The sequence below is a fragment of the Micromonospora sp. ATLC16 genome (genome assembly GCF_057196645.1).
This window is the reverse complement of sequence record NZ_JBXUOW010000063.1, coordinates 16040-29243: the sequence shown is the minus strand read 5'-3', so window position 1 is coordinate 29243 and position 13204 is coordinate 16040. Positions and strand designations below refer to the sequence as shown.

Here is a 13204-nt window from a genome sequence, read left to right as displayed (position 1 = left end):
CTCGGACACGTCCCGCCCGCCGAACACGAGGCACTACACGCGATGACCCAGCCGGTCACCGCACCCCTGAAAACCAGCTAACCAACTCTCCACCAAACCCGGGGCTTGACACCGTTGTCGATAGCTGCCGGCGAGGCGAGTGTCGACGAGGGCCCAGGTACTGGCCTGACGTCGTGGAACGCCGACACGATCATGTCAGGTTGAACAAGATCCCTGCCGGATTCACCGGGATCGTCAACGGCTTGAACGTGAGCCATCTCAGCGGCCCTGGACCTTAACCAAGATCGCGTTGGGGTGCGAGCGCATCCAGCAGGAGGCGCTCCTGGCCATCCTGCTTGACGCCGTTGCCTGAGTCGTGGGGCCTGTGTTCCAGGGCGCAGTCTCGAAGCGGCTGTAACCGGTACGGAGGGCCTTGAACAGCCTCGCTACGGCTTGCACACCTGGCTGGGAATGCAGGCGGGCTGAGGTCGAGACGCATGAACGAATGTCGGCGGCGACCGGGATTGAACACGTGTCGAGACGCCTTGAACAAGATCACCGATGTTCATGATCTGTTCAAAGGCCCTGGTGGCGTGGTGGCACAGCGCCGACCGGCACTCCTGTCGGACGGCACACCGTCATCACGAGGGAGCACCATCATGGACCGTCGTACCCCCGCCAGTGGCCCGGCCGCCGGGCCGCGTGGCGAGACTCTGCTCAACGACATCGAGTACCGGTTCCACCTGATGGGGCAGGGTCCGAACCCGCTGTCGGTGGACGGCCGAACCCTCGGTCAGGGGTTGCCCCGCCGCCGTATCGCCCTGCCCGAGTTGTCGGCGATCCTGATGCACCCATCCTGCGGGTACGCCGACCGGGACGCGGCATGGCGACTCCTCGTGCAGCAGGTCCGCACGGGAGACCCAGCGTGGAGGGCTGGTTCGGTCGGCGTCGCGCTGCCGGGCCTGCGGTTCAAGGCGTACCTGCTGGCCAAGCTGTTCACCGGCGATGTGCAGGCCGCCATTGTCGAGCAATTCCTGCGCGCTCTCGGCACGGTCGACCTGGACAGGCCGGGCGTGGTCGGCAACCTGCTGTCCGCCGCGTTCTCCAAGGCCCGTACCGAGCTGCGTGACCTGGAGCCCACCTCGTCCGGGGCACCGAACCACGCCCCGGGCGCGGTGTTGCCGCCGGCCCCGTACGGCCACCCGGATCTCGTCCTCGCCCGCGCAGTCACCGCCGGGGCAATCACCGTCCAGGAGGCCGAGCTGATCGGCGCGACGTACCTGGAAGAGGTCTGCCTCACCGCCTACGCCGAACGCACCGGCCAGCCGCGCTGGAACCTCTACAAGCGGCGCACCGCCGCCGTCGCCCTGCTGCGGGCCGCGATCGAGTCCGGTGAGCTGTCCGATCCGTACGCCGATGTGGTCACCGAGGCCACGGCGACGGTGGTCCTCGACGCGTCCACCGCCCGGAAGCGTCCGTAAGCAGCGTGCCTGAGCTCCGGCTTTCCAATCCGGGGCTCGGATTTGTAATCCCCTAGTGCGGGACTCTTCCGCGCAGGTGACCTTGTTCCGACCGGACCCGTTGACGGCGCTGACACCCCGTACGGTCCCCGGCCCACCCGCCGCTTCTGGTGAGGAGGACGGCCGCGCCGGTCGGCACCACAGGTCACCCCGCATCGTCCGGTCCTGCCTTCGCCACCCACTCGCGCACCCACGTCCCGCTGCGGGCTGCGTCGTCGTGCGCACCGGAGGTGCCCAACCCATGAATCACTATCCCTTCCCGCGCCCCGAGGCGGCGGACCGCCGCCTCGGGGCCGGCAAGTGCGGGCGGCCGTCCGTCCGCCGTCCGCCCCGATACCGTCCTCGGACTTTCCGCGCCGCGCTGCTACTCCTCACCGCCGCGGTGACTGCTGCGCTCGTTGCCGTGCCGCACGTGGCGTGGGCGGCCGAGCCCGCCCCGGTGGTGATGGCCGCCGAGTCGATCCAGCAGGTCGCCAGCAACATCCGTGCCTGGCTCGTTGGCATCCTCGTCGCCGTCGCCACGCTGTTCCTGACTGTCGGCGGCCTGCGGTATCTGGCCGCGAACGGCGATCCCGGCGAGGTCGAGAAGGCCAAGCTCGCGTTGCGGTCCGCCGCGATCGGCTATGCCCTCGCGTTGCTCGCGCCGCTGTTCGTGACCATCGTCGGCTCGTGGGTGGCGTGATGGCTGCCCTTAAGATCCGATCCAGCTTTGTGGTCCGGCCGGTGGCGTTGCTGCTGCTCGGCGTGGTGATCCTTGCCGGCCTTGCCCTGACCTGGGTTGGGCCGGCGCACGCAGAGCCGAGCCCGGCACCCGGCCCGCCCGCTACTGCACCTGGCACGCCGCCGACGCCCGGCGTGCCTGACACGGGCGTCCGCCCGCCGGGGGTGGATCCGTCTTCCTCCGTGCCGGCACCGCCTCCCGGCCCGGCCCCGACGCCCGGCCATCCCTCTGTCAGCGGTGATCCGGCCTGGTACGACGTCGGGGGTCAGGTCCGTAAGGCCGTGGTGGACCTGGTGGTGTGGGCCGCCGAACAGGCCCTGCAGCCGGTGATGGAAGCCCTCGGCGAATCGTGGCTGTCCACCCCGGACCTCGCCGTCAACGAGCACGTGAAGGCGATCTGGACGACCAGCCTGATCGTCGCCAACGGCATCATTGTGCTGTTCATCGTGGCCGGAGGGTTCCTGGTCACCGCCCGGGAGACCCTGCAAACCTCCTACGGCCTCAAGCAGGTGCTACCCCGCATCGCCGTGGGCGTGGTCCTGGCCAATTGCAGCCTGATCATCGGGCAGAAGGCCATCGAGCTGACCAACGCGCTGACTGTGGCCATCGCCGGCAACACGATCGACGGCCCGAGCGCCGCGACGGCGATCCGGCAGGTCGTGGATGACGCCCTGCGAGGCGGCGGGTTCTTGATGGCGTTGCTGGTCATCGCGGTGATCGTGATGTGCCTCGTCGTGGAGTTCACGTTCGTGCTGCGGTTGGCGGCGCTGGTCATCCTGTTCGGTGTCGCCCCGGCGGCGTTGATCTGCCACGCCAGCCCGCTGACCGAGGGCGTGGCCCACCTCTGGTGGCGCTGCACGCTGGCCTGCCTCGGCCTGCAACTCGCTCAAGCCATCGTCGTCATGGCCGCCATCAAGGTGTTCCTCACCCCGGCCGGACCGACCGTGATGGGCATACCCGCGACCGGGCACGGCCTCCTCGGCGGCGTGGTGTGCCTGACGATGCTGTGGCTGCTGATCAAACTGCCGGGCTGGATGCGACAGTTCGTCCTCGGCCCGCTCGGGCAGCGCAACGGCCGAGGACTGCTCGGACAACTCGTCCACGCCATCCTGATGATCAAAACGCTCGGGGCGGCGGCCGGCATCCTCGGCGGCACGAGCGCGGCGCGGACCGCCGGACGGACGACACCTCGTCCGCCCGGTCCCCGTCCGTTGCCCGGTGGCCCCCGTCCGGCCCGTCCACCTCGCCCGCCCCGTCCGGGGACGGCTCCGGTCCCGCCGTCCCCGCCGGGACCGACCGCGTTCAGCCATGCACCGGTCACCCATACGCCGCTGCCCGCGCCGTCTGGGACGAACGCCGCCCCGAACTTCAGCCACCCACCAGCCCCGTCCACACCAGCGGCACCGCCGTCCGGTGGTGTCCCGGCCGTGCAGTTTTCTCACCCGGACCCGGCCCAGCCGAGTCCGCCGTCCCCGACGACGCCGCCGGCCAGGGTCGCCTTCAGCGACGCCACCACCACGAACCCGAGACCCACGCGTGGCGGTCCGGCACCAGCGGTGACGTTCTCGGCGGCACCAACCCGGCAGAGCGCGCCACGCCGGCCACCTGCCCCGGTTACGCCGGTGTTCTCCGCAGCCCAGGCCACACCGGCACCCGGCGGGCAACGACGAACCTCGACCCCGGGGACACGGCCCACGGCGGCGCGGCGCGCCACCCCGAGCGGGCAACCCGTCGCCAACCCGGGCAGCCCGTCCGCCGCCCGGCGGGCAGCCACGCCCAGCACGCCCCGGCCCCGTCCACCGGCCCCGTCCGTCCCCCCGTCTCCGGACGGTCAGCGGTCGGCCCCGCCGCGCCCCTCCCCGTCGGGCGGTGTGACATCGGCGGATCCGCGCGCCGTCCGTACCGGCCCGTCACCGTCCCCACCGCCGGCTCGACCGTCCGGTCCGGTGCGGCGTTCGTCATCGAAGCCGAGGGGTGATCAGCGATGAGCCGCCGCAGCGAAGAGGCCCCGATGCGGACGAGGGTTCCCGCAGACATCGAGCGCGCTGATCGGATCGCGTTCGGCATGTCGGGACGGCAGTTGGTGATCCTCGCCGTGGCGGGCCTGCTGCTGTATGCGGCGTGGACGGCGGTGGCGACGCTCGTGCATCCGGTGGTGTTCCTCGCGGGGGCGATGCCGGTCGCCGCTGGGGCGTTCCTCCTCGCGGTCGGCCGCCGTGACGGCATCAGCCTCGACGCCTGGGTCCTCGCGGCGCTGCGGCACCGCCGCAGCCCGCGCCGGCTCGTGCCGGCCGATGGGCCGGTCATCCCGGCTCCGGCGTGGGTGCAGACTGCCGCCGGGCCGGGTGACCGGCTGCCGCTGCCCGCACCGCTGCGGCTGCCCGCGAAGGGCATCAGCGCCGATGGGCTGATCGATCTCGGCTCGGACGGCACGACGGGCCTGGTCGCCGCCTCGACGGTGGCGTTTGGGCTGCGCACCTCAGGCGAGCAGAACGCCCTGGTGGCCGGGTTCGCACGGTGGCTACACAGCCTCGACGGTCCGGCGCAGATCGTCGTGCGGGCGCAGCGGGTGGACCTGACCTACCTCGCCGACCGGTTCCTCGCCGCCGCCCCGGGACTGCCGCACTTGGCGTTGGAAGAGGCCGCTAACGCGCACGTGGCATTCCTCGATGACCTGGCCGCGCGGCGGGAACTGCTGCACCGACAGATCACCGTCGCCGTACGCAGCCGACGCGGCGCACACCACACCGCCCACACAGCGGCCGAAGCCGTACGCGCCCTCGCCGGCTGCGAGGTACCCGCCCGGCTGCTCGATGGGCCGGACGCGGCGGTGCGACTCGCGGCCAGCCTCGACCCCACCGCCCCGGCCCTCACGCCCTACTCCACATCTGACCGAGGTGACGACCTGTGAACCTGTTCTCCGCACTGCTGCCGACGCGGCGGCCCGCTGTGCCCGAGGGGGCGGCGATCCTGCCCGGTTCTCCAGATGCCGTCGAGGTCGACGGCCGGTTCGTGCGGGTCGGAGACGGCTACAGCGCCACCCTGGCTGTCGTCGGCTACCCGGCCGAGGTCGGGCCGGGGTGGGCCGAGCCGTTGTTGTCCTATCCGGGCCTGGTCGACGCCGCCTTCCACATAGAGCCCGTCGCGCCGGCGGTGGCCTCCGAGCGGCTGCGTAAGCAGCGCGGCCGGTTCGAGTCCTCCCGTCGGCAGGACGCGGCCAAGGGCCGCCTCGACGATCCCGATCTCGACGCCGCCGCGGCCGACGCCGCCGAGCTGGCCACGCGGGTCGCCCGGGGCGAGGCGCGGCTGTTCCGCCTCGGCCTCTACCTGACCGTCCACGGCGCCAACCCCGACGACCTCAGACAGCAGGTGGCCGAGGTGCGGTCCCTGGCCTCCTCGCTGCTGCTGGACACCGTGCCCGTGACGTGGCGGCAGTTGCAGGGCTGGATCAGCGGCCTACCCCTCGCGTTCGACGCGCTCGGAATGAAACGGGTCTTCGACACCGACGCACTCGCCGCAGCGTTTCCGTTCACCAGCCCCGACCTGCCCGACACCGCCGGGGACAGCGGCATGGGGGTGCTGTTCGGGCTGAACCTGCACTCGGCCGGCGTCGTGGTCTGGGACCGGTGGGCGCAGTCCAACTACAACGCCGTCATCCTCGCCCGCTCCGGAGAAGGCAAGTCGTATCTGGCCAAGCTCGACCTGCTGCGCAACCTGTGCCTCGGGGTGGAGGCGTTCGTCATCGACCCCGAAGACGAATACCTACGCTTGGCCGACGCGGTCGGCGGCACCGTCATCCGTCTCGGCGCGTCAGGGGTGAAGATCAACCCTCTCGACCTGCCACCCGGCGACGATGCCCTCCACGACCGGGCACGGTTCATGCAGACCTTGGTCGCGGTCATGGCTAGCGGAGACACCGCCGTCAGCCCGCCGCTGCCCGGCGACGAGGCTCGATCCCTCGACGTGGCGGTGCTGGCCGCATACCGAGCCAAGGGCATCACCACCGACCCGCGCACCTGGAAGCGACCGGCGCCGCTGCTGGCCGACGTGGTGACCGCGCTAGAGGACACCGACGACGCTGGCCGTCGAGTAGCAGCGCGCCTGCATCCCTACGTGGCGGGCAGCATGAAGGGCCTGTTCGACGGGCCGACCACCACCGCGCCAGTCGGGCACCTGGTGGTGTTCGCCATCAAGGACTTGCCCGAGCAGCTTCATCCGGTCGGGACGCTGCTCACCCTGGACACGATCTGGCGCACTGTGCGTGGCGCGACCGCCTCCGGTCGGCAGCCGGATGTGCTGCGGATGGTGCTGGTGGATGAGGCGTGGAAGCTGCTGTCCGGCGGTCGCGGCGGCCGGTTTCTGGAGACCCTCGCTAAGTCCGCCCGCAAGTACGGCACCGGCCTGACCGTGGTCACTCAGGACGCGGCCGACGTCCTCGCTACCAAGACCGGCCGCGCTGTCGTCTCCAACGCGGCCACGCAGGTGCTGCTGCGGCAGGCGCCGCAGGCGATCGACGCCGTTGCTGAGGCGTTTGGGCTCACCGACGGCGAGCGGGTGTTCCTGCTGTCCTGCCGACGCGGAGACGCGCTGCTCGCGGCCGGGTCCGCGCGGGTGGCCTTCCACAGCCACGCCTCCGCGACCGAGCACGAGTTGATTGTCACCGGCCCAGTCACTGGCACGCCCACTCGCCGTCGCTGACCTGGATCGTGAACGGTCCTGCGTCACTGCCGATCGGAGTTCGCGATGGTTGCCTCCTTCACGCTGGTTCCATCCCCGCCGTCGTCGCCTTCGGTTCTCGCTGGCTGTTTGCCCGGCCAGGGCGGCCTTCCCGATTCCATTGTGGGTGAGCTGCTGTGCGGCTCCTGGGGTAACGACGTCACCGACGCTGTGTGGCGTCTTGTCCGCGACCGGTGGCCAGTGTTCCTCGCCGCTGTCGTGGCGCTCATCGGCGTACGGGTCGGGTGGATGTGGTGGCGGCGGCACATCTGGCGGCGGCACGCTGCCGCCGCGCGGTGGCTGGAGATCACCCCGCCGGTGACCGCCACACCGTGCGCGACGGTCGGTCTGTGGCGGCTGCTCGCTACCGTGTTGCCCGCGCCGCGCCGGTGGGCGCTGCGTCCGGCCCGGCTGGTGTGGGAGGTCGCCGCCGACCCGGAGGGGATGCGCTGCGGGCTGTGGCTGCCACCGGGGGTCAATCCGACCGCCGTGGTGCGGCTGCTGCAACGCGGCTGGCCCGGCGCACGAGCCGAACAGACCCGGCCGCCGGCCGTCCCGATGACCGGGGCGGTGGCCGCCCTCGCGGTGTGGCCTACCCAGCCGGAATGGCTGCCCCTGGTCGAGAACGCCACACCGGTCCCGCGCCGAGGCGTGGACGCGGGAGCACCGGAAGAAGACCGGCTGCGAGCCGTCTATGGCGGGCTCGCCTCAGCTGGGCGTACCGGCGCCGCAATCCTGCAAGTTCACCTCGGCCGGGCACCGGCTCATCGTCTGCGGGTGCTACGCCGGGCGATGACCAACCCGCAAGGCGTCCGCCGCCCCCGTGGGGCATCCCGCGCCGTCGGGCTGCTCGCCGATGGGCTGCACATGCTGATCATCGGCGTCTTGAACATCTTCACACCCAGCCCGTCGAGCCCGAAGCGGCGCAGCAATCCGGCCGACCCGTACACGGCCGAGCTGGCCCGGCAGGCGCGGGCGAAGTACGCCGACGCACCTCATCTGCTCGTTGCCGTACGCACGGTCGCCGCCGGTCCTACCAAGGCCGCCGCCCGCGCTGCCGCTGCTGATGTCAGCTCCGGGTTCGGGTTGCTGTCGGCGCACTTCACTCGCCGTCGGCTACGGCGCGGTGCGGTCGCGGCGGCCGACCGATGGATGTCCGAGGCCCGGATGAGCCTCGTCTCTGTGGTGGAAGCCGCCGCCCTCGCCGGGTTGCCCGCCGAGCCGGCCGTCTACGGCCTGCCTGGTGCGGCGTCACGCCGTCGGGCCGCCACCCGCGACATCTTCCGGACCTCCAGTCGGGTGGTGACCCGCCGCTCAGCGACGCAGGCGGAGTCCGGTGCGACCGAAATCGACGACCCGCCCACCGCCTGGAGCGTCCCATGAACAAGCCCAGCATGAGGGCACCCGTGCACACCTCCCACCCGGACAGCCGCAGGCTGAACTTGGTGCCACTTGATGAGCGGCACGGCCTCGGCGGCAAGGTCATCGGTGTCGCCAACGCTGGATCGCCGATGCGCGTGGGGATCTCTCTGCCCGACTGCCGTTACCACCTGCATGCCCTCGGGCCGACTGGCACGGGCAAGACGACGCTGCTGATGCGGATGATCCTCGACGACGTTGCAGCCGGGCGTGGGGTGGCGGCGTTCGACCCGGCCAAGGGCGACCTCATCCGAGACCTCCTCGCCCGGCTACCGAAGGACTGTGGTGACCGTCTGGTCCTGATCGACCCGGGCGAACGAGCCGCGCCACCGGCGATCAATCTGCTCGACCCGGCCGTGCACGGCGGCAGTCCGCACGACGTGGCCGCGAACCTCACGGCGGTGATGGCGAAGGTGTGGTCCCGCTGGTGGGGGCACCGCACCGCCGACATCTGCTACCACGGCCTACTCACCCTCGCCCACATCGAAGGCGCCACCCTCACCCAGCTACCGCGGTTGTTGTCCGACTCCGAGTGGAGGACCGCGCGGGTCGACACCGCCACCAGCAGGCTGAACACCTGGGAGGGCAACACCCTCGGCCAGTTCTGGGAAGGCTTCAACGAACTGCCCGCCACGCAGCGCTCCGCCCTGGTCGCCCCGCTGCTGTCCCGACTGCGCCTCGTCCTCGCTCACCCGATGGCGAACAGCCTGTTTGGGGTGCCGGCCACCACGTTCTCCTTCGCCGACATCCTCGACGGCGGCGTCCTGCTGGCCCGCCTACCCAAGGGCATGCTCGGCGAGGACGGCACCCGCCTGGTCGGCTCCCTGCTCCTGGCCGGGTTATGGCAGGCCACCACCGCCCGCGCCCGCATCCCCGAAGACGACCGCCCCGACGCCATGATCGTGCTGGACGAGTGTCACAACTTCCTGCACCTGCCCATCGGGATCGATGACGCCCTCGCCGAGGCCCGCGGCTTGCACACCTCGTTCGTCCTGGCGCATCAGTACCTCGGGCAGCTGTCGGGGGACATGGTCGAAGCGATCGACGCCAACGCGCGGAACAAGGTGTACTTCGCCCTCGCCCCCCGCGACGCCATCGACCAAGCCCGGCACCTGCGGCCCTATCTGGACGACGGGGACCTGATCCGCCTCGGCGGCTACGAGATTGTCCTCCGCCCGGTCGCCGGTGGCCGCGTCGTCCCACCGGTCACCGCCGACACCGAGCCACCACCGCCGGCCATCGCGGGCCGTGCCGGCGAGCTGCGCCGCGCGGCCCGCTATCACACCGGCCTGCCAGTGAAGCAGCGGCGGCGACTGCTCAGCGAAGCCGCCACCGCCACGGCCACCACCGAGCCGTCCGTCCCGGTCGACGCTGCGGTCAGCGACCTGGTGGGTCGCAACACCTTCGCTGGTCAGGGCGAGGGTTCTAACGAGAGGTCTAACGAGCGATCCAACGAGGAACGCAACGACCACGAACAGCCGGGTGAACACGCCCCCTTGAACACGTCGTACGCGCACGTGGACGGCGGTGAGGAGGACTCGTGGACCGGAACCGACTGATAAGAGATATCCCTCCTACCCGCACATCTGCCACCGGCAGTCTGCGCCTCACGGCGTCCGTGGTGGCCGCCGAACTCGGCCGCCTCACCCCCCGAGACCGGCTCCTGCTCGACCTGCTCGACCAGCACCGAACCTTCACCACCGATCAGCTCGTCGACCTGGCCTTCGGGTCGGTCGGTCGTGCCCGCAACCGCCTCAACACCCTTCACGGCAGAGACATCCTCGACCGGTTCCGGCACTACCAGCGGCCCGGGTCGCAAGCGTGGAGGTGGACCCTCGGCCCGGTCGGCGCGGCACTGCTGGCGGCCGGACGCGGCGAGACGCTGCCCCGTCCGGCGGCCGTACGTGACGCCACCGCCCGACTCGCCATGTCCCCGACCCTGGCCCACCTGCTCACGGTGAACGGGTTCTTCGTCGCCCTCACTGGCCATGCCCGCACCCGCCCCGCCGCGCGGTTGGTCAGGTGGTGGAACGAGGCACGCTGCCGGGAGGCGTGCGGCAACCTGGTTCGCCCGGATGGGCACGGTGTGTGGGCCGACAACGGCCGGACGGTGCCGTTCTGGGTCGAGGTCGACCTCGGTACGGAGACGTTGGGCCGGGTGGTGGGCAAGCTGACCGGCTATGGCGCACTACCGCCCCGGCGGGCGTACCCGGTGCTGTTCTGGCTACCCACCGCCGCCCGTGAGACCAACCTGTACAACCACCTGCGCCGGGCCGGGCTGCCGGACGGAATGAGCGTGGCCACCGCCGCCGCCGAGCACGCCGCCGCGTCCGGCGGTCCGGCGGGGCCAGTCTGGCGCATCCTGGGGCACCCCGTCCGGGTGAGTCTGGCTGACCTACCCGCACCGGGTGGTGCGGCGTGGGACGGGTAGCGCTGTGGGTCGCGGTGGGTGCTGCTGGGGCGTTGCTGCTGCTCACCTCTGCTACTGCCGGGGTCGTCTCGTCGGTGTTCGGCGGGGGTGGGGCCGGGGGTGACGGCGCGCCGATCAGCGTCTCCGGATGGACTCGCCCGGTGGTGGGCACGGCTGGTTCCGGCTTCCGTACCGCCGATCGGCCCGGCCACGACGGGGTCGACATCATGGCCCCGAAAGGCACCGTCATCCGTGCCGCCTCCGGCGGCGTGGTGGTGCGCGTACGGTGCAACGTCGGCGGTGAGTCATGGGAACCGACGGGCGCGCCGATGCCGTGCGACAGCGACGGGTACCCCGGCCTCGGCGGGTGCGGCTGGTACGCCGACATCCGCCACGCTGGTGACATCGTCTCGCGCTACTGCCACATGGTTCGGCAGCCGACGGTAACGGTCGGGCAGACGGTGATCGTCGGGCAGCCGATAGGCCACGTCGGAAGCTCCGGAAACTCCTCCGGCCCCCATTTGCACTACGAGATCCACGAAGGCGGCAACAATGTGGTTGACCCGGTGCCGTTCATGCGGCAAAGAGGCGTAGTGCTGTAAAGCCGTGAAGTGATTTCCCGCACCATGTGAATGTGCTTCCGTGGGGTGCGGTGACCGTCGCGTGTCTGGGTTTGCCGGACGCGTGGCGTCGTCGTTAACATCCCGAAAACCGGTACCCCGTAAGACAACGTATGCGGGTCGCACCCGTGCCGACCCTGTGTGGGGTGGGGGGTGCGCCGAACGTGGCGCAGCGTCGAATTGGGGCCGTTTAATGGCGCGCCGTGCGGCGGTAAGGGTTTCCGGATAGGAGGATGGAAGCGGTGTTGTGTCGCCCCCGGTAAAGAGTCTTGGGTGGCGGGGTTGACAACCATTGGGCATCGAGCGTCCATGGATGTGGGCAACAAAAACCGCCCCGGCGGAACCGCAAACAATGCGCATCACGCGTACGCGGAATCGCTGTTTGTCGACCCCTTTTTGTGGAGGTGTATTGCCCATGACCGCGAACATCGTTCTGGCCCCCGGCACCGACGAGGCCCGGTCCGCCGTCGTCGAGGCGCTGCGCGAGCACCCCGGCGTCACCGCCCGCAAGTTGGCCGGAACTGCGAACCTGCCGCTGCCGGTCGTCACCGAGGCGCTCACCGCGATGGAAGCCGCCGGTACCGCCACCCGCACCCCTGACCCGGCCAAGGGCAACCGCAGGAGCGCCGACACCTGGGAGGCCGCCACCGACCAGAGCGCCGACGACGAGCCGACGCCCACCGGCGACACCCCGGCCACCGACGCGCCGACGGGCACCGCCGACGACGAGGCCACTACGGACGCGACGCGAGACGCGGCCGACGAGTCCACCGTCGACAACGACGGGCCGGCCACCGCCGACGAGCCGAAAACCGAGGACGCCCCGCCAGCCGACCCGACGACGGCCACGACCAGCGGCGAGGCCAGCACGGGTGCGACGCCGGACGCGGCCGACGAGGCACCCCTGCCCGAGGCCCCGGTTTCCGGCGCTCCCGTTTCCGGGGCACCGGTCGGCCCGCGTCAGCCTGACCTCAAGGTGTTGATCATGGCTGGGGTGTTGGGTGGGCATCCGGACGGGATCACGGCTGACGCGGCGATCGGGGAGAGTGGCCTGTCGGTGGCGATGGGTGACACGATCCTCGCCGCGATGGAGGTTGCCGGTGCCGCCCGTCGCCTGCCGGTCACCGAGGACGGTGACGAGTTGTGGGTGATCGGGGACGGTGACCTCGCCACCGTGGACCCGGCTAACGCGCCGACGCACTCGACGTGCCCGACTTGTGGGCACACCCGCAAGATCCGCCGTCCCTCGGCCCGCCGTGCCACCGGCACCGGCCGCAGCATGGGTGAGATCAACAGCGACGGGTCGGCCAAGTTGGGCAAGAACGAGTTGCGTAACCGGGTCGAGGCGTTCATGCGTGACCTCGGTCCCGGCCACGACGTGACCCCCGGCACCGTCGCCCGTGAGATCGGCGGGCGGAGCCCCGGGGCGGTCCGCAACGGCATGGAGAAGCTGACCGGGTTCGGGGTGCTGGTCCTGACCCGTGAGGCCCCGGAAACATACGCCCTCGCGGACAACCCGCCCGCCCCGACCGCCGAGGTCCGCGCGTTCATGGCCCCGCCGCAGACCAACGCCACCCCGCCCGCCGGTGACCAGACCAGCGCCGACGAGGCCGGGACCGACGAGGCCGCCGCCGCGCCGGTCGCGGCCTGACCTACCGCCCCGCCGGGGTCGGGCACCCATGCCCGGCCCCGGCACCGGCACGCCCACCCACAACGAACGGAAGGCACGGAGCATGACCACCCCCCACGACCAAACCAACCCGTACGCCCACGCCCACGCCCACGGCCCGGCGGTTGCGCCGGGGTCGCTGCGCTGCCC

The 13204-nt window shown here is 71.2% G+C and carries 9 protein-coding genes and 1 pseudogene; all 10 read left to right on the top strand.

What is annotated here, in order from left to right; all coding sequences use genetic code 11:
- Positions 1-638: 638 nt before the first annotated feature.
- Entirely contained in the window at positions 639-1460 is an 822-nt protein-coding gene (locus tag AC2CHE_RS21630; protein ID WP_484506693.1) for a hypothetical protein, read from the top strand.
- 280 nt (positions 1461-1740) lie between these two features.
- Complete coding sequence (locus tag AC2CHE_RS21625; RefSeq protein ID WP_484506692.1) at positions 1741-2181, top strand: pilin; 441 nt, start codon at positions 1741-1743, stop codon at positions 2179-2181.
- A complete protein-coding gene (locus AC2CHE_RS21620) occupies positions 2181-4208 on the top strand; it encodes a TrbL/VirB6 family protein (RefSeq protein WP_484506691.1) in 2028 nt (675 codons plus the stop codon). The genes AC2CHE_RS21625 and AC2CHE_RS21620 overlap by 1 nt, the downstream gene beginning before the upstream one ends.
- Positions 4205-5131, top strand: coding sequence for a PrgI family protein (locus tag AC2CHE_RS21615; RefSeq protein WP_484506690.1), 927 nt, complete (start codon positions 4205-4207; stop codon positions 5129-5131). Before AC2CHE_RS21620 ends, AC2CHE_RS21615 begins: the two co-directional genes overlap by 4 nt.
- On the top strand, positions 5128-6918 hold the full coding sequence (locus AC2CHE_RS21610) for a VirB4 family type IV secretion system protein (RefSeq protein WP_484506689.1): 1791 nt from the start codon (positions 5128-5130) through the stop codon (positions 6916-6918). The genes AC2CHE_RS21615 and AC2CHE_RS21610 overlap by 4 nt, the downstream gene beginning before the upstream one ends.
- A 141-nt stretch (positions 6919-7059) precedes the next feature.
- Complete coding sequence (locus AC2CHE_RS21605; protein WP_484506688.1) at positions 7060-8319, top strand: hypothetical protein; 1260 nt, start codon at positions 7060-7062, stop codon at positions 8317-8319.
- 62 nt (positions 8320-8381) lie between these two features.
- Positions 8382-9914: a type IV secretory system conjugative DNA transfer family protein gene (locus AC2CHE_RS21600; protein WP_484506687.1), complete on the top strand. Its 1533-nt coding sequence runs from the start codon at positions 8382-8384 to the stop codon at positions 9912-9914.
- Positions 9915-9976: 62 nt separating this feature from the next.
- Positions 9977-10786 (top strand): replication-relaxation family protein, encoded by an 810-nt coding sequence (locus AC2CHE_RS21595; protein WP_484506686.1) that lies wholly within the window; start codon positions 9977-9979, stop codon positions 10784-10786.
- A 98-nt stretch (positions 10787-10884) separates the two neighbouring features.
- Positions 10885-11367: pseudogene (locus tag AC2CHE_RS21590) on the top strand (M23 family metallopeptidase); the annotation flags it as partial.
- 433 nt (positions 11368-11800) lie between these two features.
- Positions 11801-13036, top strand: a complete 1236-nt coding sequence (locus AC2CHE_RS21585; protein ID WP_484506685.1) for a hypothetical protein — start codon at positions 11801-11803, stop codon at positions 13034-13036.
- Positions 13037-13204: the final 168 nt, after the last annotated feature.

Excerpts from the sequence above, each read along its gene's own strand:
- AC2CHE_RS21630 (WP_484506693.1), top strand. The coding sequence starts at position 639 with ATGGACCGTCGTACCCCCGCCAGTGGCCCGGCCGCCGGGCCGCGTGGC.
- AC2CHE_RS21625 (WP_484506692.1), top strand. The coding sequence starts at position 1,741 with ATGAATCACTATCCCTTCCCGCGCCCCGAGGCGGCGGACCGCCGCCTC.
- AC2CHE_RS21620 (WP_484506691.1), top strand. The coding sequence starts at position 2,181 with ATGGCTGCCCTTAAGATCCGATCCAGCTTTGTGGTCCGGCCGGTGGCG.
- AC2CHE_RS21615 (WP_484506690.1), top strand. The coding sequence starts at position 4,205 with ATGAGCCGCCGCAGCGAAGAGGCCCCGATGCGGACGAGGGTTCCCGCA.
- AC2CHE_RS21585 (WP_484506685.1), top strand. The coding sequence starts at position 11,801 with ATGACCGCGAACATCGTTCTGGCCCCCGGCACCGACGAGGCCCGGTCC.